Here is a 19,330-nt window from a genome sequence, read left to right on the forward strand (position 1 = left end):
CATGGCGGCGCCGCGCGCGGGCAATTCCCACGGGCGGCGCCAAAAACGCCTATCTGCTTACGGCTTCTTGCCGAACCACTTTTCGTAGATGGCGTCGTACTGGCCATTGGCCTTCAGTGCGGCCAGCGCCTTGTTCACCTGCGGCACCAGTTCGCTGCCCTTGGGGAAGGCGATACCGTAGAAGTCGCCGCTCTTGACCGTGCCCGCGACCTTCACGCGGCCCTTGCCGGCCGAGTTGGCGTAGTACTGCACGTTGGGGGTGTCGTGCACGGCGGCATCGACCCGGCCGGTGGCCAGTTCAAGGTAGGCGTTGTCGATGTTGGGGAACAGCTTCAACTTGGCGTCCGGCACCTGCGCTTTCAGGAAGTCGACGGTGGCGGTGCCGGTCTTGACGGCGACGGTCTTGCCGGCCAGGGACTTGGCGTCCTTGATGTCGGTGTTCTTTTCGCTGACCAGAATGGCCAGGCCGCTTTCATAGTAGGGGTCCGAGAAGTCGATGACTTTCTTGCGGTCGTCGCGGATCGTGATGCCCGCCAGCGCAGCGTCGATATTCTTGGTTTGCAGGCCCGGGATGATGCCGTTGAAGTCCATCGGCTGAAGCTTGTACTTCAGCTTGAGTTCCTTGGCGATCGCGGCCCACAGGTCTACGTCAAAGCCCACGTAGGTATTGCCCTGCTTGAACTCGAACGGCACGAAAGCGGTATCGGTGGCCACCACCAATTCCTTGCCTTGGGCTTGCGCGCCGGAGGCAGCGCCGAACATGGCCACGGACAGGCCGACCAAGGCGGCGGCGACTTTACGTTTGATCATGAAACTCTCCTCTTGGGGACCGTCGGCACCCCGGGGTTGTTGTAGGGGCATGATTCCTGGGCGGCGCCGGGGTCTCCGGCGCGGCTTATCGGCGATCTTAACGCATCCGTCCCCACCCGGCAGAGCTTAGAAAAATTACAATCCGCATGACACCCCGGAGAATCCCCATGCCCTACAAATATGTACGCATTGCCGGAAACCGGCGTCAGGTCGGCCTGGCGCTGGGCAAGTTGGCCCGCCCGCTGATGTCGGTCTACCTGGCGCAAAGCAGCACCTGGGAAGCGCTGCGGCGCTGGCGCGATCATCGATACGTGGAAGAATTGGCCCAGCATGCGCGGACTGCGCTGCCGGCAATATGGGAAGAACTGGAAGGCATGGCGGAAGGGCTGCGCATGCCGGTCCAGGACGTGCTGCTCTGGAACTGCCGTGGCGATCTCTTGCACAGCACGAACGACGGTTGCACGACCGTCGCGTTAAAAGGCGCGGACGGCGCCCGGTGGATCGGCCACAACGAAGACGGCGACCCCTATCTGTATGGACGTTGCCATCTGGTCGACGTGGCGCTGGACGACGCGCCCGGCTACGTCAGCTTTTATTACCCGGGGTCGTTGCCCGGCCACACTTTCGGCGCCAACCGCGCGGGGCTCGTCCAGACCATCAACAACCTGCGCACCCGCCAACGCCATCCCGGCGTGCCGCGCATGTTCCTGGCGCGTGCGGTGCTGGACTGCGCCACATTGGACGAGGCCCTTGCGCTGCTGCGCGACCTGCCCCATTCCGGCGGCTTTCACCACACGCTGGGCAGCGCAACCGACCCGCGACTGATCAGCGCCGAAGTGACCCCGGGCGCGGTGTCGGTGCTGGACATCGGCACGCGCTACGGCCATGCCAACCATATGATTCACGCCAAGACCCGGGCGCAACCCCAGGTGGTGACCGAGTCATCGCGCGACCGGCAGAACAGAATCGAAGGCATCGTGGACGGCTGGTCGCCGCAGACCGGCAGCGCGGACCTGTTGGCCGCGCTGCACGATACGCTGGGCGCCCTGCCCATCCTGCGCAAGGACGCCGCGGATCCGGACGGCGAAAACACACTGGCCACCGCCGTGTTCGAAATCCGCGACGATGACGTGACGCTGCGCGTCTATGACCGTCGCACGATGGCGGACATTGCGTTGGATGTGATGTCAGAGCCGGAATGACCCGGCTCTGTAGTCAGCGCCATCACACCCACCGCCATCACACCGCGCCGTAGCCTCCGCCCCCGGGGGTTTCGACAACGAAGATGTCGCCCGGATGCAGCTGGGCGCTGTCTTGCGGGCCAAGCTCTTGAATCGTGCCGTCCACCCGTTCGATCAAGTTACGGCCCATCGCGCCCGGTTGCCCACCCGCCAGACCAAACGGCGCGTAGCGGCGGTTGTTGGACAGGATGGCCGCCGTCATGTCTTCCAGGAAACGGATCCGGCGCACGCCGCCCTCGCCGCCCGGATAGCGCCCCGCACCGCCCGAACCCTTGCGGATTTCGTAAGATTCAAGCCGCACCGGGAACCGGAATTCCAGCACTTCGGGGTCCGTCAGGCGCGAATTGGTCATGTGCGCCTGGACCACCGACGTGCCGGCGAAGCCTTCGTCGTGCGGGCCCGCCGCGTCGATGCGAACCGGTCCCGCACCCGTACCGCCCGAGATGGTCTCGTAATACTGATGGCGCGCGTTGCCGAAGGTGAAGTTGTTCATGGTGCCCTGGCTGGCCGCCAGCACGCCCAACGCACCATACAGCGCGTTCACGATGCACATCGACGTTTCCACGTTGCCCGCCACCACCGAGGCCGGCGGGTTGGGACGCAGCATCGAGCCTTCCGGCAAGATGATCGACAGCGGCGCCAGGCAGCCGTCGTTCAGCGGAATGTCGTCGTTGACCATCGTGCGGAACACATACAGCACCGCCGCCACGGCAATCGCGCCGGGTGCGTTGAAGTTATTGTCCAGCTGCGGCGACGTGCCGGTGAAATCGACCACCGCGCTGCGTGCCTGCGTGTCCACCTTGACGGCCACGCGGATCACCGCGCCGTTGTCCAGCGGGTATTCGTAGCTGCCGTCTTTCAGCACCGAAATCACCCGGCGCACCGCTTCTTCGGCGTTATCCTGCACGTGGCCCATGTAGGCGCGCACAACGTCCAGCCCGAAGTGGTTGCACATGCGCAGCAGCTCTTGCACGCCCTTTTCATTCGCGGCGATCTGCGCGTGCATGTCGGCGATGTTCTGATCCGGATTGCGCGCGGGCCAACGGCCCGAGCCCAGGATGTCGCGCGCGGCCTGATCACGGAATTCGCCGTTCTTGACCAATTGGAAATTGGTGAACAGCACGCCCTCGTCTTCCACCGTCTTGGAGTCCGGCGGCATGGAGCCCGGCGTGGTGCCGCCGATATCCGCGTGGTGACCACGCGAACCGACGTAAAACAGGATCTCGCGGCCGGCGTGATCAAACACCGGCGTGATGACCGTCACGTCGGGCAAGTGCGTGCCGCCATGGTAAGGATCGTTCACCACATAGGCATCGCCCGGCATCATGCGCCCGGCGTTGGCGTTCATCACCGTGCGCACCGACTCGCCCATCGACCCCAGGTGCACCGGCATGTGCGGCGCGTTGGCGATCAGGCGGGCCTGCGAATCGAAAATGGCGCAGGAAAAGTCCAGCCGCTCCTTGATGTTCACCGAGTACGCCGTGTTCTGCAGGCGGTAGCCCATCTGCTCGGCAATCGACATGAACAGGTTGTTGAACACCTCCAGCATGACCGGATCAGCCTGTGTGCCGATGCTGCGACGATCCGCGCGCGCTTCGATGCGGCGGATCACGAAATGGTCTTGCGACGTCAATTCCGCTTGCCAGCCCGGTTCCACCACCGTGGTCTGGTTGGGCTCGGAGATGATGGCGGGGCCCGTCACCACGTCACCGCCCGCCATGTCTTCGCGCACGTACAGCGGCGTGTCGCGCCACTCGCCCGCGCTGTACATGCTGACGACTCGGCGGGCCGCCAAGGCGCCGTCGCGGGTACGCGGCACGGCCGCTTCGCTGACTCGTTCGCCGCCGCCCGTGGCTTCCACCGAAATGGTCTCCACGACCAATTCGCGGTTGGGCATCAAGAAGGAATAGCGCTGGCGATAGGCGGCCTCGAAGTCGCTGCGTGCCTGCTCCAGCGTGGAAAACGCCACTTCCAGCGCGGTGTCGGTGCCGCGATATTTCAGATGCAGACGGCGTTGCACGGAGATATCGCCGTCGGGCACATGCTGGCGGCGCAGTTCGCCCACGGCTTGTCCGGCCAGCACATCCAGTTCGTCCTGAAGCTCGCCCATCAGGCCGGCGTCCAGCACCTTTTCAACGGTCTTTTGGCGCATGTCGGTCTGGTCGGCCAAGCCCATGCCGTAGGCAGACAACACGCCGCCCAGCGGATGCGCAAACACCGTCGTCATGCCCAAGGCGTCGGCCACCAGGCAGGCGTGCTGGCCGCCGGCACCGCCGAACACCGTCAAGGCGTACTCCGTTACGTCGTGGCCGCGCTGCACCGAAATGCGCTTGATGGCTTCCGCCATGTTGCCCACGGCAATTTCCAGGAAGCCTTCCGCCAATTGCTCCGGCGTCATCTCGCGGCCAGTGGCCGCGCGCACTTCATCGGCCATCGCGGTGAAGCGCTCGACCACCGCGTCGCGGTCCAGCGCTTCATTCGCATCGGGGCCGAACACATTGGGAAAGAAGTCGGGCTGGATCTTGCCCAACAGCACGTTGCAGTCCGTCACGGCCAGGGGGCCGCCACGGCGATAGCAGGCGGGGCCGGGGTTGGCGCCCGCCGAATCCGGGCCGACGCGCAGGCGCGCGCCGTCGAAATGCAGGATGGACCCGCCGCCTGCTGCCACCGTGTGGATGCTCATCATGGGCGCGCGCATGCGCACGCCGGCGACCTGGGTTTCGAATTCGCGTTCGAATTCGCCCGCGTAGTGCGACACGTCGGTCGACGTGCCACCCATGTCAAAGCCGATGACCTTGGGAAACCCCGCGATCTCGCTGGTGCGCACCATGCCGACGATGCCACCGGCCGGGCCGGACAAAATGGCGTCCTTGCCGCGGAAACGGTGCGCGTCCGTCAGGCCACCGCTCGATTGCATGAACATCAGGCGGATGCCGGGCAGTTCGCCCGCCACCTGATCCACATAGCGCTTCAAGATGGGCGACAGATACGCGTCGACCACCGTCGTGTCGCCGCGCGACACGAACTTGATCAGCGGGCTGACCTCGTGCGAGGCCGACACCTGGGTGAAGCCCACTTCGCGGGCGATGCGCGCCGCGCGCTGCTCGTGGTCCGTGGCGTGCCAGGCGTGCATGAACACGATGGCCACGGCGCGGATGCCGCTGTCGTAGGCGGCTTGCATGCCGGCCCGCAAGCCGGCTTCGTCCAGGTCGCGAATGACTTCGCCGTCCGCGGCCACGCGCTCGTCGGCTTCAACGACGGATTCGTAAAGCATTTCGGGCAGCACGACGTTGCGGTCGAACAGGCGGGGCCGGTTCTGATACGCAATGCGCAGCGCATCGCGGAACCCGCGCGTGGTCACCAGCAGCGTGCGTTCGCCCTTGCGTTCCAGCAAGGCGTTGGTGGCCACCGTCGTGCCCATCTTCACGCATTCAACCTGGTCCACGGGCACCGGCTGTCCGGGCGCCACACCCAGCAGCTTGCGGATGCCGGCCACGGCCGCGTCGCGATACTGCTCGGGGTTTTCCGACAGCATCTTTGCCGTGGTGGTGGTGCCGTCGGGGCGGCGCGCCACGATATCGGTGAAGGTGCCCCCACGATCGATCCAGAATTGCCACTTCTTCATGCGTGATCCTTGAAAACAAACGGCCACGGCGGGTGCCGCCGCGGTCGGGTTGCGGTGTGCCGGGCCAGGCCCGATCAGGTTCAGAGTGAGGTTGCCGCCCTTGCGGCCTGGTCGTACAGGCCGGACAGCGAGCGCAAGGCGTGGGCCAATTGGCGGCTGAAATCCAGCCCGCCCCCGCCCGGCCCATCCAGGCCGGACGTCAGGCATTGTTCGCGGATGTCGCCGTAGCGCTTGAGGATGTCCGCGCCGTCGGGCGTAACGCTGTAGAAAACTTCCTTGCTGTTGCGTTCGCCCTTGACCACGCCCAGCCGCTCCAGCTTTTTCAACGCATAGCTGACGATGTGCGTGTCTTCGACATTGAGCGTGAAGCAGATGTCCGCCAGCTTCTTGGCGCGTTGCCGGTGGTAGACGTGGTGAAACACCATGACGTCGGTGGGCGTCAGGTCCGGCAGGCCGGCGGCTGCCATGCAGCGCACCGTCCAGCGGTCAAAGGCGTGGCTGGCGATCATCAGGCCGAATTCGAGCTCGGACAAATCGGGCGCGCTGCCGCCAGCCAAGTGGGCTGACGAGGCGATCAACGTGGGGCTCATGGAACGCTCAAGCCAAGTTTATATGGATGAAATACTAATAATTTATGTGTATTTCATCCATAAAAAATATGACCTGGGCGGCCGAAAACGGCCGTAAACGGCCATTTCAAGGGAAATCCCCTAGCGGTTCGAACGTTCCAGCGGGGGGAACGTGGGCACTGGGCGGCCGTTATGACGCCGCTATGACACCGTTATGGCGCCGTCCAGCCCTGCGGCAGATTGGCCCGGATCAGCCAGCCGGCAATCGAAATGCGCGGCGCGATGTCCGGCATGGGGTCGCCGGGGCCGAACCAGCGCGCATCGGCAATCTCGTCTTCCTGCACGCGGATGTCACCCGACACGTAGTCGGCGGTGAACGCCACCATCAGCGAATGCGGAAAGGGCCAGGGCTGGCTGCCGAAGTACTGCAGGTTGCCGACCTTCAGGCCGACTTCCTCGAAGACTTCGCGGTGCACGGTCTCTTCGATGCTCTCGCCCGGTTCGACAAAACCGGCCAGCGCCGTATAGCGCGAAGTCGCGGTCGTGGTGTGCCGCGCCAGCAGGATGCTGTCGCCTTTACGGATCAGCACCATCATGGCGGGCGAAATGCGGGGGTACGCGGAAAAGCCGCAGGCGGGGCAGCGCAGGCAGAACTCGTGCGGCACGCGCTCGGCGGGCGTGCCGCAGGCGCCGCAGAACCGGTGCGTGCGAGCCCATTCGGCGATTTGATACGCCCGGCCGGCCAGGGCCATGCGTTCATCGTCCAGCACGCCGAACAGCGAACGCAGCTTCTTGAACGCGTAACCCTCGGGCGCTTCAAGCGTGGGATCCACGTGCGCCGTGCGATACGGCGAATCGGGTACGGACCAAATGGCTTGCAAGGCCGGCGACGCCAGACCGATGCGTTCGCACAACGCCAAATCCGGCAACACGCTGGACGCTTCTTCGACCAGCAATTCATCACGGCGGAAAACGAAATTCACTAGAGCCTCTGCAGCACGCTTCGATCCCGCAATCTTAGAAGAAAAATCGGTGCGTAAAGGTGTCGCGGGCGGTGCGCGCGCAAAGTTTTAGCCTTCAACGATGTGTCGCGTCCGGGCCTAGGATTAACCCGTAAAACCCCATTTTTTGTGCGCGTTGTTGCCGCGCAGCACCATAGAATGGCACGGCTTTTAGGCCGCGCGTCATCCGCGCAGCAGTCTCTTTCAAGAATGCCTATCGGGCAAAACCCGTCTTCACCATTCGCACAGAAGGACCTTCCATGTACAAGAAAATCTCATTGCTGGCCGGCAGCATCGTCCTGGCGTTCAGCGCGGGCGCACAGGCCCAAACCAAATGGGACCTGCCCAGCGCCTACCCCGCCAGCAACTTCCACGTTGAAAACCTGACCACGTTCATCAAGGACGTGGACACGCTGTCGCAAGGCAAGCTGAAGATCCAGCTGCACAACAACGCTTCGCTGTACAAGGCGCCGGAAATCAAGCGCGCGGTGCAAGGCAACCAGGCACAGATCGGCGAAATCCTGCTGACCAACTTCGCCAACGAAGACCCGATCTACGAACTGGACGGCCTGCCCTTCCTGGCCACCGGCTACGAAGCCTCGTTCAAGCTGTACCAGGCGCAAAAGCCCTTCCTGGAAAAGAAGCTGGCATCGCAAGGCATGACGTTGCTGTACGCCGTGGCGTGGCCGCCCCAAGGCATCTTCGCCAACAAGGACATCAAGCAGATCAGCGACATGAAGGGCCTGAAGTGGCGCGCCTACAGCCCCGTCACCGCCAAGATTGCCGAACTGGTCGGCGCGCAGCCGGTCACGGTGCAGCAGGCGGAACTGGCTCAGGCGCTGGCTACCGGCGTGATCGATTCGTACATGTCGTCGGCCTCGACCGGTTACGACACCAAGACGTACGAGTACATCAAGAAGTTCTACGACACGCAGGCCTGGCTGCCCAAGAACGCCATCATCGTCAACAAGAAGGCGTTTGACGCGCTGGACCCGGCTACGCAAGACGCCTTGAAGAAGGCCGCCGCGCAAGCCGAGGAACGCGGCTGGAAGCTGTCGCAGGAAAAGAACAAGTGGTACCAGGAAGAGCTGGCCAAGAACGGCATGGAAACCATCAAGCCGACCGTGGAACTGAAGGAAGGCCTGTCGGTGATCGGCAAGCGCATGCTGGATGATTGGCTGAAGAAGGCAGGCGCCGACGGCCAGGCCATGATCGACGCCTACAAGAAGCAGTGATCTTTTTATGCGCCGCTTTCTAGATGGTCTTTACGGCGCGGCCGGCCTGTTGGCCGGCTTGTGCACGATCGGCGTTCTGGTCTCAGTGCTGGCGGCGATCATCGCCCGCCAGCTCAGCCTGAACATTCCTGGCACCGATGCGTACGCAGGCTACTTCATGGCCGCGGCGGGTTTCCTGGCGTTATCCAGCACGTTCAAGCACGGCGAACACATCCGGGTCACGCTGTTGCTCAATTCGTTGGCACCGGCGGGCAGCCGCCGCCTGGACATTTTTGCGCTGGCCGTGGGCTCGCTGCTGGCCTCGGCCTTTGCCTTTTTCAGCATCAAGCTGACGTACGACTCCTGGCTGTACAACGACATCTCCACGTCCAACGACGCCACGCCGCTCTGGATTCCGCAGATCAGCATGGCGGTGGGCACGGTGTTGTTCCTGGTCGCCCTTGTCGACGAATTGATCCGTCGTTCTCGCGGCGTGGCCGCCGCTACTTCGCAGCAAACCCATGAATGAACTTCTTGTCATCACCCTATTGGTCGTTTCGATCTTCGCGCTGTTGGGTTGCGGGGTCTGGGTCGGCCTGACGCTGGCAGGCACGGCGTGGATCGGCATGGAGATTTTCTCCAGCCGTCCGGCCGGCGACGCCATGGCCGTCACCATCTGGGGCGCTTCGTCCAGCTGGACGCTGACCGCCCTGCCCTTGTTCCTGTGGATGGGCGAAATCCTGTTTCGCACGCGCTTGTCCGAAGACCTGTTCAAGGGTCTGGCGCCGTGGCTGAACCGATTGCCGGGTCGGCTGCTGCACACCAATGTGATCGGTTGCGCGATTTTCGCGGCGGTGTCGGGCTCCAGCGCGGCGACCTGCGCGACGGTCGGCAAAATGACCATTCCCGAACTGACGCGCCGTGGCTACCCCGAAGACAAGATCCTGGGCACGCTGTCGGGCGCCGGCACGCTGGGCCTGTTGATTCCGCCTTCGATCATCATGATCGTGTACGGCGTGGCGGCCGACGTGTCGATCGCCAAGCTGTTCATCGCGGGCATCTTCCCCGGCATCGTGCTTGCGCTGTTGTTCATGGGCTATATCGGCTGGTGGGCCATCCGCAACCCCGGGCAGGTGCCGGCGGCGGACCCCGGCATGTCGTTCATGCAGAAGCTGTCGCAATCGCGCCACCTGATTCCGGTCATGGTGCTGATCGGCGCGGTGCTCGGCTCCATCTACAGCGGCATCGCCACCGCCACGGAAGCGGCGGCGGTGGGCGTGGTGGGCGCACTGCTGTTGTCGGCGCTGCAAGGCTCGCTGAACCGCTCGACGTTCATGCAATCGCTGCTGGGCGCCACCCGGCTGTACTGCATGATCGCGCTGATCCTGGCGGGCGCGCAGTTCCTGACGCTGGCAATGGGCTATATCGGCCTGCCGCGCGCGTTGGCGGAATGGATCGGCGGACTGGGCTTGTCGCAGTTCGGCCTGATCATGGCGCTGATGGTCTTCTTTGTGGTGCTGGGCTGCTTCCTGGACGGCATTTCCATCGTGGTGCTGACCATGGGCGTGCTGTTGCCCACCGTGCAGGCTGCCGGCATCGACCTGATCTGGTTCGGCATCTTCATCGTTTTCGTGGTGGAAATGGCACAAATCACGCCGCCGGTGGGCTTCAACCTGTTCGTGCTGTCCGGCATGAGCGGGCGTGAATTGCCTTACATCGCGCGGGCGTCAATGCCCATGTTCCTGCTGATGATTGTGGCGGTGCTGCTGCTGTATTTCATTCCGGGCATTGCCACATGGCTGCCCTTGCACATGACGCTGTAACGCTATGACGCTGTAATGCCGTGATGTCGCTGCCTGGACACCCGGGCCCGACCTTCAAGAACCCCGGTCCTGGACCGGGGTTTTTTTTGGAACCATCGCACCATTATCCCGGCGCGCGACTATTTTTTTGATCTGTAAACCAGGGAAAACGCCAAAAACAATTTGGCCCTGCACATCCCGTAACTTTTTTAGAATCCCCAGGCGCTGCCCCCTTGCACCAGTTTGGCGCAATGCCGTGGCAGCCAACCTTTTGGGCCAATGCTCCGGACCCGCGCTGCCATCAAGCAGCGTCGGTGCAACGGCCCAACGTCGGACGATCCGCCCGGCGCGGTCAACCCGGCCACAAGCCAGGTCACACACTACAAAACAGCTACACAGGAGGAGTCCTCAGTGAAACGCATCACTCTTACGCTCGCCGCCGCAGGCCTGGGCCTGGCCGCGGGCGCCGCATCGGCGGAAACCAGCGTCACCCTGTACGGCATCGCCGACGTCAGCATCCGCTACCTGAGCACCAGCGCCGGCAGCGTGGGCGAAGACGGCAGCCGTGTGTCGATGGAAAACGGCGCCATCTCGAACAGCCGCTGGGGCCTGCGCGGCTCGGAAGACCTGGGCAACGGTAACCGTGCCTTCTTCCGCCTGGAAAACGGCTTCAACATGCAGAACGGCAATTCGTCGGCTACGGGCAAGACGTTCGGCCGCCTGGCCTACGTGGGCCTGGACGGCGGCAACATCGGCCAGCTGACGCTGGGTCTGCAAAACACGCCGATGTTCGATCTGCTGGCCGACTACTTCGATCCGCTGACCGTGGGTAACTACGATCAGAACGCCTGGTTGCCCGCCGCGATGTCGCGCGTGCGCACCAACAACATGACCAAGTATTCCAACACCATCGGCGACCTGTCGTTGGCGTTGTCGTGGGCCAACGGCGAAAGCTGGGAAGACCACAAGGCCGGCCAGCAGTACGGCGCCAGCCTGCGCTACATGATCGGCAAGCTGGGTCTGGGCGCGGCCTACCAGCAGACCTACGACGGCCTGGATTCCGACCTGCGCCAGCGCGTGTGGAACCTGAACGCGTCCTACCAGTTTGAAACCACCAAGGTGTTCGCCGGCTACTTCAATGGCCGCGACGAAACGGGCTGGGTCAACGCCGTCATGGGCGGCACCACCACCGCCAACCTGGACCGCAAGGACAACGGCTATTTCGTGGGCGCCACGTGGCAAGCCACGCCGCGCTGGGCCATTACCGGCGCGGGCTACTACGACCAAAGCAAGAACGTGGTCGAAGACGGCGACAAGGGCAAGCGTTACGCCCTGGTCGCGGTGGCCGAATATTCGCTGTCCAAGCGCTCGCAGGTGTACGGCACGGTGGACTGGAACAAGGTCAGCAGCGCCGCCAGCGACGAAATCGCCGGCAAGAACCACCAGATCGGCGCCGCCGTGGGCTTCCGCCACATTTTCTAAGCGGCACGCGGGTCGGGCGTTTTCGAAACGCCCGATGCACAAATCAGACCACAAACCCAAAAACCCCATCGCAGCACACAGGCTGCGATGGGGTTTTTGTTTACAGCATCGCCATCCGGCTGTTGACCAGATCGGTCACCAGCATGTGCCCCGGCGCATGCGTAATGCAGAACTCCGGACGCACCGACGACACCACCGATTGCGGCGTGACGCCGCAGGCCCAGAACACGGGCATTTCGCCCGGCCGGATTTCGACCGCGTCGCCGTAGTCGGGCTGGTTGATGTCGGCAATGCCGATCAGCGCCGGGTCGCCAATATGCACGGGTGCGCCGTGCACCGACGGAAAGCGCGACGTGACCTGAATGGCGCGGATGGCATCCGCCGCCTTCAAGGGGCGCATGGACACCACCAGCGGCCCGCTGAAGGCGCCCGCCGGATGCGTCGGGATGTTGGTGCGGTACATCGGCACGTTGCAGCCTTGCTCGATATGACGCACCGGCAAGCCGTTATCCAGCATGGCCTCTTCGAACGAAAACGAGCATCCAATCAGGAACGACACCAGATCGTCGCGCCAGATATCGCGCACGTCGGTGGGTTCGGCCACCAGCTCGCCGTTCTTCCAGACGCGGTAGCGCGGGATGTCGGTGCGGATATCGATGTCTGCACCCAGTTCCGGCAGGGCCGGGTTACCGGGTTCGGACATGGCCAGCAACGGGCAAGGCTTGGGGTTGCGCTGGCAGAAATGCAGGAAGTCCGCTGCCAGCGCGCGCGGCAGGATGGCCAGGTTGGCCTGGACGTGGCCCGGCGCCAGATTGGCCGTGGGGCCGGTCAGGCGCCCGCTGCGCGCGTCCAGACGCGCCTGGCGGGCCAGTTGGACACTATTGCGTACGACGTCGACGGGCGACATGAAAAATCCTCTTGATGCAGTTGTGAAGCACCGGGCGATCAGTGCCCGGCAAGCAGCGCCTCGATGGCCAGGCCGACGGCCAGGATGCGGCGGTCGGCGCCGTTGCTGCCGGCGATCATCAAGCCCACGGGGGCCGTATCCGGCGCATGGCAAGGCAGCGACAGCGCGCAGCCATCCAGGAAGTTGATCAGCGTGGGGTTGCGCAGAATCAGGCCATTGGCCGCGTAATAGGCTTCGTCGGAAGCGACCAGGTCGGCCACCGCCGGCGCCACGATAGGCGTGGTCGGCATGATGAGCGTGTCGTAGCCGGCAATGCGGCGATCCACCGCCGCCACCCACGCTTCGCGCGCATCCAGCAAATCAATGTAATCCGCGGCGCTCATGTCCTGGCCACGCATGATGCGCGAGACCACGCGCGGGTCGTAGCGCTTGCCGGCGCGCGCGATCAGGTCGCGGTGCCAGGCCCAGGCTTCGGCCGCCGTGAAGCCGCCCTTGCTGTTGATGCCGCCAACTTCGGCGAACTCGGGAATGGCGATTTCGTCGACCAGCGCGCCGGCTTCCTTCAGCCGCGCCACGGCCGCGGCGAAACTGTCGGCCACGTGCTTGTCCATGGCGTCCAGCGCCAGCGTGGTGGGCACGGCCAGGCGCAGACCGCGCAGCGCCATGGCCTCGGGCACGGGACCGCCGTCGCCTGACAGAATGGCGTCCAGCTCGGCGCAGCAACGCACGCTGGCGGCGATGGGGCCGATGGAATCCAGGTTGGCCGACAAGGGCAGCACGCCCTGCATCGACACGCGCCAGGCGCTGGGCTTGAAGCCCGTCAGGCCGCACAGCGCGGCCGGAATGCGCACCGAGCCACCGGTGTCGGAACCAATGCCGGCCACGGCCATGCCGTCGGCCACGGACACCGCCGCGCCCGAGGACGAGCCGCCCGGAATGCGGCCGGTGGCGCGGTCGTACGGGTTCAGCGGCGTGCCGTAGTGCGGGTTGATGCCCAGGCCCGAATACGCGAATTCGGTCATGTTGGTGCGGCCGATGATGACGGCGCCGGCCGCGATCAGGCGCTGCACGACGTCGGCGTTGGCGTCAGCCGCCGGCTCGCCTTCGCGCGCGACCGAGCCGGCCATGGTGGTTTCGCCTTCGATGTCGAACAGGTCCTTGATGCTGATCGGCAGCCCTTCCACCGCCGAACGCACGATGCCCGCCGCCCGCAGGGTGTCGGAGGCGCGCGCCTGCGCCAATGCCGACTCGGCATACAGCTTGGTGAAAACGCGGGCGCCCTCGCCCGCCGCATCCTGCGCGCGCGCCAGCGCCAGTTCGGTCAGCGCGACCGAGCTGGTACGGCCCTCGTTCAGGGCCAAGGTCAGATCATTCAAGGTCGAAACCATCATTGTCCTCGTGCCGCCTAGCGGCGTAAAAGTGCCGACAGGCGCAGCCTGAATAGGCGCGCCCGGCGTTCAATGCCATGCAGAAACGGAATCAGGCCACCACGGGCAGCGATTCGACATGATAGCGATGGCTGATCGTGCGTTGGCGGCGCGGATCGAACAATTCCATGGTGAAGTCCGCCGCGGCGCGAATGCCGCCGATGGCGCCCACGGTGCCGCAGGTCATGCCCGCGCCTTGCGGCAGCACGGCGGCGCCGCCGGTGTACCCGGCAATCAGGTCCTGCGGGGTGCGCAGCGTGGACAGCGGGCCTTCCTGGTACAGCACCTTTTCACCGTTTTCGACGATGTACGAGCGGATGACCAATTCGTCCCAGTAGTCGGCCACGTCGGCCAGGCGCCAGGCTTCGCTTGCCACCGGCTTCACGCAGACCTGCTTGGACATGGCGACGCTGACGGTTTCCAGCTTGCGGTCGGTATGGTCCGACGCGATGCTGACGTACATCTCGCCGTCCACGGCGAACACGAACGTTTCCACTTCGCCCGACGAATCCTCGCCCACGGCCTGCACTTGCGTGGCCTGGGTCAGCTGGTTGTCGGCAATGCGGTAGTACAGCGGCACGCTGGTCGGGCGCGGCACGCCGATGGCGGCGAGCTCTTCGATGTGGTGCTCGATGGCGGCCATGTCGCGTCCGGCCCAGCCGGCCACGATCAGGGTGTTGAAGTCCACTTCCACCTGGCGGGGATTGGCGTCGTCGATCTTGAATACGGCTTTCATATCAGTCCTGCGGAAATAACGGGTGGGAAACGGTGCGGCCGCTGTGGGCCGCACCCGGTTCAAACAAAAAGTCTCTTCATTCGATCAATCGATCAATCAATCGATCAATCAATCAATTGATCAATCCATCAACCAAACGCGCGCGGCAACCACAGCGCAATGTCGGGCCAGAACGCCAGCAACCCCAGCATCACGAACATGGCGGCCACGAACGGCAGGCTGCCGATGATGACGGCGCTCATCGAGCCGTTCTTGCGCAGGCTTTGCACCACGAACAGGTTCAGGCCCACCGGCGGCGTGATCAACGCGGCTTCAACCAGGATGATGATGACGATGCCCAGCCAGATCGGGTCGTAGCCCAGCGCGATCATGATGGGCGCCACGATGGGAATCGTCGTGATCATCATGGACAGCGTTTCCATGAAGCAGCCCAGCACCAGGTAGAAGATCACCACGATCAGCAGCATCCAGCCCGGCGACAAGCCCAGGCCGGTGATCGACTTGGTCAGCGCATCCGTCAGGCCGGTGGCCGACATGATGAAGTTCAGGAAGCTGGCCGCGATGACGATCAGCATGATCATCGCCGTGGACCGCATCGTGCCTTCCATCACTTCGCGCAGCATCTTCCAGGACAGCCGGCGGAACCAGGCGGCCAGGATGAAGGCGCCCAGCACGCCCAGCGCGGCGGCTTCCGTCGGCGTGGCAAGGCCCGCGTAGATGGAACCGACCACCAGGAAGAAGATGCCCATGGGCGGCGCCAGGTGCACCAGGCTGGCAAGACGCTGGCCCCAGGTTGCATGGATCTTCTTGCCGCCCCAGGACGGCTTGGCCACGCAAGCCACGACCACCGTCAGCATGAACAACGCGGCCATCGCAAAGCCGGGGATGATGCCGGCCAGGTACAGCTTGGGCACGGACGAATTGGTCAGCACGCCATAGATGACCAGGTTGATGGACGGCGGAATCAGGATGCCCAACGTACCGCCCGCGGCCAGGCTGCCCAGGAACAGCGGCTCGTTGTAGCCATACTTGCGGATTTGCGGAATGGCCACGGTGCCGACGGTGGCGGCGGTTGCCACGCTGGATCCCGAGGTTGCCGAGAACAAGGTGGACGCGCCGATGTTCGCGTGCATCAAGCCGCCCGGCAACCACGACAGCCACAGGCTCATCGCGCTGTACATGCGTTCGGCAAAGCCCGCGCGCAGCAGCACTTCGCCCAGCATGATGAACAGCGGAATCGCCACCAGCAGGAACTCGTTGTTCGAGCTCCAGGAAATTTCACCGATGGCGCGCGACAGCGGCAACATCGAAAAGAGCGGGTCCAGGATCAGACCCAACACGCCAAGCGCGGCGCCCACGGGAATGGACAGCCCGATCAGCACCAGCAACAACGTCAATGCGGTGGAAATCATGCTGCGTCTCCCTTGACCATGCGCTCGCCGGCGGCGGCTTCTTCTTCAGCTTCTTCTTGCGCGGAACGCACGCCGCAGATCTGCTTGACCAGTTCGATGTCGCCCGTGACCAGCGCGGCGGAGGCGCGCGCCAGCATCAAGGCCACCGTGATGCACATCCAGGCCAGGCCCAACAGCCACAAACCTTGGGGCACCCACAGCGGCGTGGCCAGCGGGGTGTTGGCGGCGGACTTTTGGGCCCATGAGGTCTGCACCACGTCGTAGGCGTAGTACGTCAGGAACACCATGAAGACGGCCAGCGACACCATGGAAATCCAGTCGAGCACGGCCGACAGGCGCACCGGCAGGTATTGATAAAGCACGTCGACACGCACGTTGGCGCGTTGCAACGTGGCGAACGCCAGCGCCCAGGACGTGCTGATGGCAAATGCGTAGCTGGACAACTCGTCGGCGCCACCGGTGGTGAAACCCAGGAATTTGCGGGCCAGCACGTCGAACGAGATCAGCAGCACGCTGGCCACCGTCAACGCGCCGCCGGCCCATACGGCCACGCGCGAAAAACTCTCGGCGCGCCGCAACAGGCCGCCCAGCAGGCGGAAGTGTTCGGTTTGGGTCATGGATAGAACCTCTGCGGGCTAGCGCCCGGTATGACTTGCGGAAAAGCGCGCCGCCGCGCGATGCGGCGGCGCTGTCCAGCGCTTACTTGCTGGCGGTCAGGCCCAGCGTCTTGCCGATGGTGGCGTTGAAGTCCTTCACGCACTGTGCCGAGCAACGGGCTGCCCACTTGGGCAACACGGCTTCTTGCGCAACCTTCTTGAGCAGCGCGCGGTCAGCATCCGACGGTTGCACCAGAACCATCTTGCCCTTGACCGGGAACGGGCAAGCGGCGGCGCCGGTGTTGCAGTCATAGCCTTCCTGCGTCTGGCGGGCAGCGGCTTCCCAAATGTTGTCCACCAGCGTCTTCACGTTGGCTTGCAGGAACGTGCGCACGGCGGGGTCCAGCTTGTCCCAGGCCTTTTGGTTGACGGCGTGAATCTGCTGGTTCCAGTTGATCGGCAGCGCCACCAGGTGGGTGGACACTTCGTACCACTTGGCCGAGTAGCCCGACAACGAACCGGTGATGGCGCAATCGACCACCTTGTTTTGCAGCGCCGGCACCACTTCACCGAAGGCCATCGTCACGCTGGAACCGCCCAGCGCTTCAACGAATTCGGCCGTGGTGCGGCTGCTGGTGCGAACCTTCTTGCCCTTGATGTCGGCCAGGCCCTTGATGTCTGCGTTGCAGAACAGCACCTGGGCGGGATAGGTCGAGATGCCCAGCAGCTTGACGTTGTTGCCTTCGCCGTAGAGCTTGGCGTAGACGGGTTCGAACGCGTCGGTCACGGCGCGCGCGGTCTTGACGTCGGGCGCCAGGCCGGCCAGGTCGATGGCTTCGTTGATGGGGTTGTCGCTGGCGAAGTACGACAGCGTGGCGGTGCCGAATTCAATCACGCCTTGCGACATCAGGCGCAGCAACTCGGGGCCCTTCAGGCCCATTTCGTTGAAGCCCTTGATTTCCGCCGTGACCTGGCCCTTGGACAGCTCGGGAATGGTCTTCGTCCAGAACGGCTTTTCGTAGTCGTTATAGGCGGTCAGGTTGGACAGGCCTCCCACGACCTTCAACTGGGTTTTGGGCAGGTCCTGTGCGTGGACGGCGCCGGCAAGCATGCTGGCGGCGACGGCTGCAAAAACAAGAGACTTCTTCATGGACAAAACTCCTGGCTGGCGGGATGGTCTGTCGCGCGCGGGATCCCGTTACCCGTGTCGCGCGCGGTTTGGTTCAGGTAATCAGGCGCGAAGATCGCGTGCGAGGCGCGGCCGAGGGCTGGGCGCCAAGGTCCGGAATAGGCTCGAAAGATGGTTCATGCTTTTCCCCCGCACTGTGTATCCAGGCGTTGCATTTTTGCTGTTTCGCCATTGCATCGTCCGGGGCGGCAAGCGTCCAATCGTATGTTGCGATGTGGGGGTATAAATATTTCTTGGGTCTCGCCGAATCGTTGTCGGGCCGTTTACGCAAACGACGGCCTGGCGCGGCTTTTCAGGCGGTTGGGCAGGCAGGGACGGGTGTCCGGCTGCCCGGAACGCGGGATGGCTCCGTGCCCCCTCTGGGGGAAAACACCTAGGCGGGAATGCCGTCTCCGGCCTGCGCCGCGACCTTTTGCGCCATCTGCGCAATCACCCTGACCGCGTGGCTATCCGGCCCCTGCACCCAGGTTGCGGTAAAGCTCAGTTCAGGCAAGGGGTCGGCCTGCACACGCAGAATGCGCAGTTCGCCCCGCGCCAGTTCCTTGCCCAGGAACACCGGCGCGATCACGCTGGTGCCGATGCCGTCCTGCGTCATTCGGACCACCATGGACATGGACGCACTGCCATACATACGCGGCGAGGCCACGCCCGCGCGCGTCAGCATGTCGCGCACGACCCGGTACGGCGAGCTGTTGGACGGATACGTGATGATGGGCAGCTTGCCGATGCGTTCGAGCGTCAGCGGCTCGGGGCCGAGGTCCAGCGTGGGGCTGGCCACCCAGGCCAGCGGGTAGCTGCACAGCGGCAGGTTTTCGACACGGGCCTCAAGCACCGGCCCCATCAGGAACGCCAGGTCGATCTGGCGCGACATCAGGTGCGGGCGCAACACGTGGGTGGTATCCACCTCGATCTCGAGCACCAGCGCGGGATAGGTGGAATGGATCAGTTCGATCAGCGTGGGCAGCCACGTCTGCACGATGGTTTCCGCCACGCCGATACGCACCGTGCCGGTCATGACGTTCTGCTCGCGCGCCGCCTCGAACATATCGCGCCGCACTTGCAGCATGCGTTCGGCGTGCGACAGCAGTTCGTGCCCCTTGGCGGTCAGCTTGACGCCGCGCGCGTCACGCTCGAACAGCCGCACGCCCAGGTCTGCTTCCAGCGAGGCGATGCGCTGCGACACGGCAGGTTGCGTGGTGTTGAGCTTGTCGGACGCGGCGCGAAAGCTGCCCAGCGTGGCGACCCAAAAAAAAGTTTCGACGTTACGTAGTTCGATCATTGGCCTGTTCCCCCGGCGCGATGAGCGTATCATGGCAGCC

Annotated in this window: 16 protein-coding genes; 5 read left to right on the forward strand and 11 right to left on the reverse strand. The window is 64.1% G+C overall.

Annotated features, from left to right (window positions below):
* Nucleotides 1-57: 57 nt before the first annotated feature.
* A complete protein-coding gene (glnH, locus tag AC0Z35_RS08940; protein WP_104143909.1) occupies nucleotides 58-810 on the reverse strand; it encodes a glutamine ABC transporter substrate-binding protein GlnH in 753 nt (250 codons plus the stop codon).
* A gap of 167 nt (nucleotides 811-977) precedes the next feature.
* Here glnH and AC0Z35_RS08945 point away from each other — a divergent pair, with 167 nt between their 5' ends.
* Complete coding sequence (locus AC0Z35_RS08945) at nucleotides 978-2,012, forward strand: C45 family autoproteolytic acyltransferase/hydrolase (RefSeq protein WP_485131794.1); 1,035 nt, start codon at nucleotides 978-980, stop codon at nucleotides 2,010-2,012.
* Nucleotides 2,013-2,049: 37 nt separating this feature from the next.
* Here the strand turns inward: AC0Z35_RS08945 and AC0Z35_RS08950 are convergent, their stop codons facing one another.
* The 3 genes from AC0Z35_RS08950 to nudC all read right to left on the reverse strand — a co-directional run bounded on the left by AC0Z35_RS08950 (nucleotide 2,050) and on the right by nudC (nucleotide 7,228).
* Nucleotides 2,050-5,676 carry a hydantoinase B/oxoprolinase family protein gene (locus AC0Z35_RS08950; RefSeq protein ID WP_485131795.1) on the reverse strand — a complete coding sequence of 1,209 codons (3,627 nt, stop codon included), beginning with the start codon at nucleotides 5,674-5,676 and terminating at the stop codon, nucleotides 2,050-2,052.
* A gap of 80 nt (nucleotides 5,677-5,756) precedes the next feature.
* Entirely contained in the window at nucleotides 5,757-6,266 is a 510-nt protein-coding gene (locus tag AC0Z35_RS08955) for a winged helix DNA-binding protein (RefSeq protein ID WP_485131796.1), read from the reverse strand.
* A gap of 191 nt (nucleotides 6,267-6,457) precedes the next feature.
* Entirely contained in the window at nucleotides 6,458-7,228 is a 771-nt protein-coding gene (gene nudC / locus AC0Z35_RS08960) for an NAD(+) diphosphatase (RefSeq protein ID WP_046804958.1), read from the reverse strand.
* Between the two features lie 278 nt (nucleotides 7,229-7,506).
* Here nudC and AC0Z35_RS08965 point away from each other — a divergent pair, with 278 nt between their 5' ends.
* The 4 genes from AC0Z35_RS08965 (at nucleotide 7,507) to AC0Z35_RS08980 (ending at nucleotide 11,744) form a co-directional block, all read left to right on the forward strand.
* Nucleotides 7,507-8,481, forward strand: a complete 975-nt coding sequence (locus tag AC0Z35_RS08965; RefSeq protein WP_104143906.1) for a TRAP transporter substrate-binding protein — start codon at nucleotides 7,507-7,509, stop codon at nucleotides 8,479-8,481.
* A gap of 7 nt (nucleotides 8,482-8,488) precedes the next feature.
* Nucleotides 8,489-8,989, forward strand: a complete 501-nt coding sequence (locus tag AC0Z35_RS08970) for a TRAP transporter small permease (RefSeq protein WP_046804960.1) — start codon at nucleotides 8,489-8,491, stop codon at nucleotides 8,987-8,989.
* Nucleotides 8,982-10,283 carry a TRAP transporter large permease gene (locus AC0Z35_RS08975; protein WP_104143905.1) on the forward strand — a complete coding sequence of 434 codons (1,302 nt, stop codon included), beginning with the start codon at nucleotides 8,982-8,984 and terminating at the stop codon, nucleotides 10,281-10,283. Before AC0Z35_RS08970 ends, AC0Z35_RS08975 begins: the two co-directional genes overlap by 8 nt.
* A gap of 390 nt (nucleotides 10,284-10,673) precedes the next feature.
* The gene (locus AC0Z35_RS08980; protein WP_104143904.1) at nucleotides 10,674-11,744 is read left to right on the forward strand and encodes a porin; all 1,071 of its coding nucleotides are present in this window, start codon (nucleotides 10,674-10,676) and stop codon (nucleotides 11,742-11,744) included.
* Between the two features lie 100 nt (nucleotides 11,745-11,844).
* On the opposite strand, the gene AC0Z35_RS08985 is transcribed toward AC0Z35_RS08980, so the two are convergent.
* The 7 genes from AC0Z35_RS08985 to AC0Z35_RS09015 all read right to left on the reverse strand — a co-directional run bounded on the left by AC0Z35_RS08985 (nucleotide 11,845) and on the right by AC0Z35_RS09015 (nucleotide 19,290).
* A complete protein-coding gene (locus AC0Z35_RS08985) occupies nucleotides 11,845-12,651 on the reverse strand; it encodes a putative hydro-lyase (RefSeq protein WP_104143903.1) in 807 nt (268 codons plus the stop codon).
* A 38-nt stretch (nucleotides 12,652-12,689) separates the two neighbouring features.
* Nucleotides 12,690-14,039, reverse strand: a complete 1,350-nt coding sequence (locus AC0Z35_RS08990) for an amidase (RefSeq protein ID WP_485132125.1) — start codon at nucleotides 14,037-14,039, stop codon at nucleotides 12,690-12,692.
* Between the two features lie 91 nt (nucleotides 14,040-14,130).
* Nucleotides 14,131-14,814, reverse strand: coding sequence for a DUF2848 domain-containing protein (locus tag AC0Z35_RS08995; protein ID WP_046804964.1), 684 nt, complete (start codon nucleotides 14,812-14,814; stop codon nucleotides 14,131-14,133).
* Nucleotides 14,815-14,942: 128 nt separating this feature from the next.
* Nucleotides 14,943-16,226 carry a TRAP transporter large permease gene (locus AC0Z35_RS09000; RefSeq protein ID WP_485131797.1) on the reverse strand — a complete coding sequence of 428 codons (1,284 nt, stop codon included), beginning with the start codon at nucleotides 16,224-16,226 and terminating at the stop codon, nucleotides 14,943-14,945.
* Entirely contained in the window at nucleotides 16,223-16,843 is a 621-nt protein-coding gene (locus AC0Z35_RS09005; protein WP_046804966.1) for a TRAP transporter small permease subunit, read from the reverse strand. Before AC0Z35_RS09005 ends, AC0Z35_RS09000 begins: the two co-directional genes overlap by 4 nt.
* 82 nt (nucleotides 16,844-16,925) lie before the next feature.
* On the reverse strand, nucleotides 16,926-17,972 hold the full coding sequence (locus AC0Z35_RS09010; protein ID WP_046804967.1) for a TRAP transporter substrate-binding protein: 1,047 nt from the start codon (nucleotides 17,970-17,972) through the stop codon (nucleotides 16,926-16,928).
* A 412-nt stretch (nucleotides 17,973-18,384) separates the two neighbouring features.
* Nucleotides 18,385-19,290, reverse strand: coding sequence for a LysR family transcriptional regulator (locus AC0Z35_RS09015; protein ID WP_046804968.1), 906 nt, complete (start codon nucleotides 19,288-19,290; stop codon nucleotides 18,385-18,387).
* Nucleotides 19,291-19,330 lie beyond the last annotated feature (40 nt).

It is taken from the genome of Achromobacter sp. 1L-A-4-B-C2 (assembly GCF_057291955.1).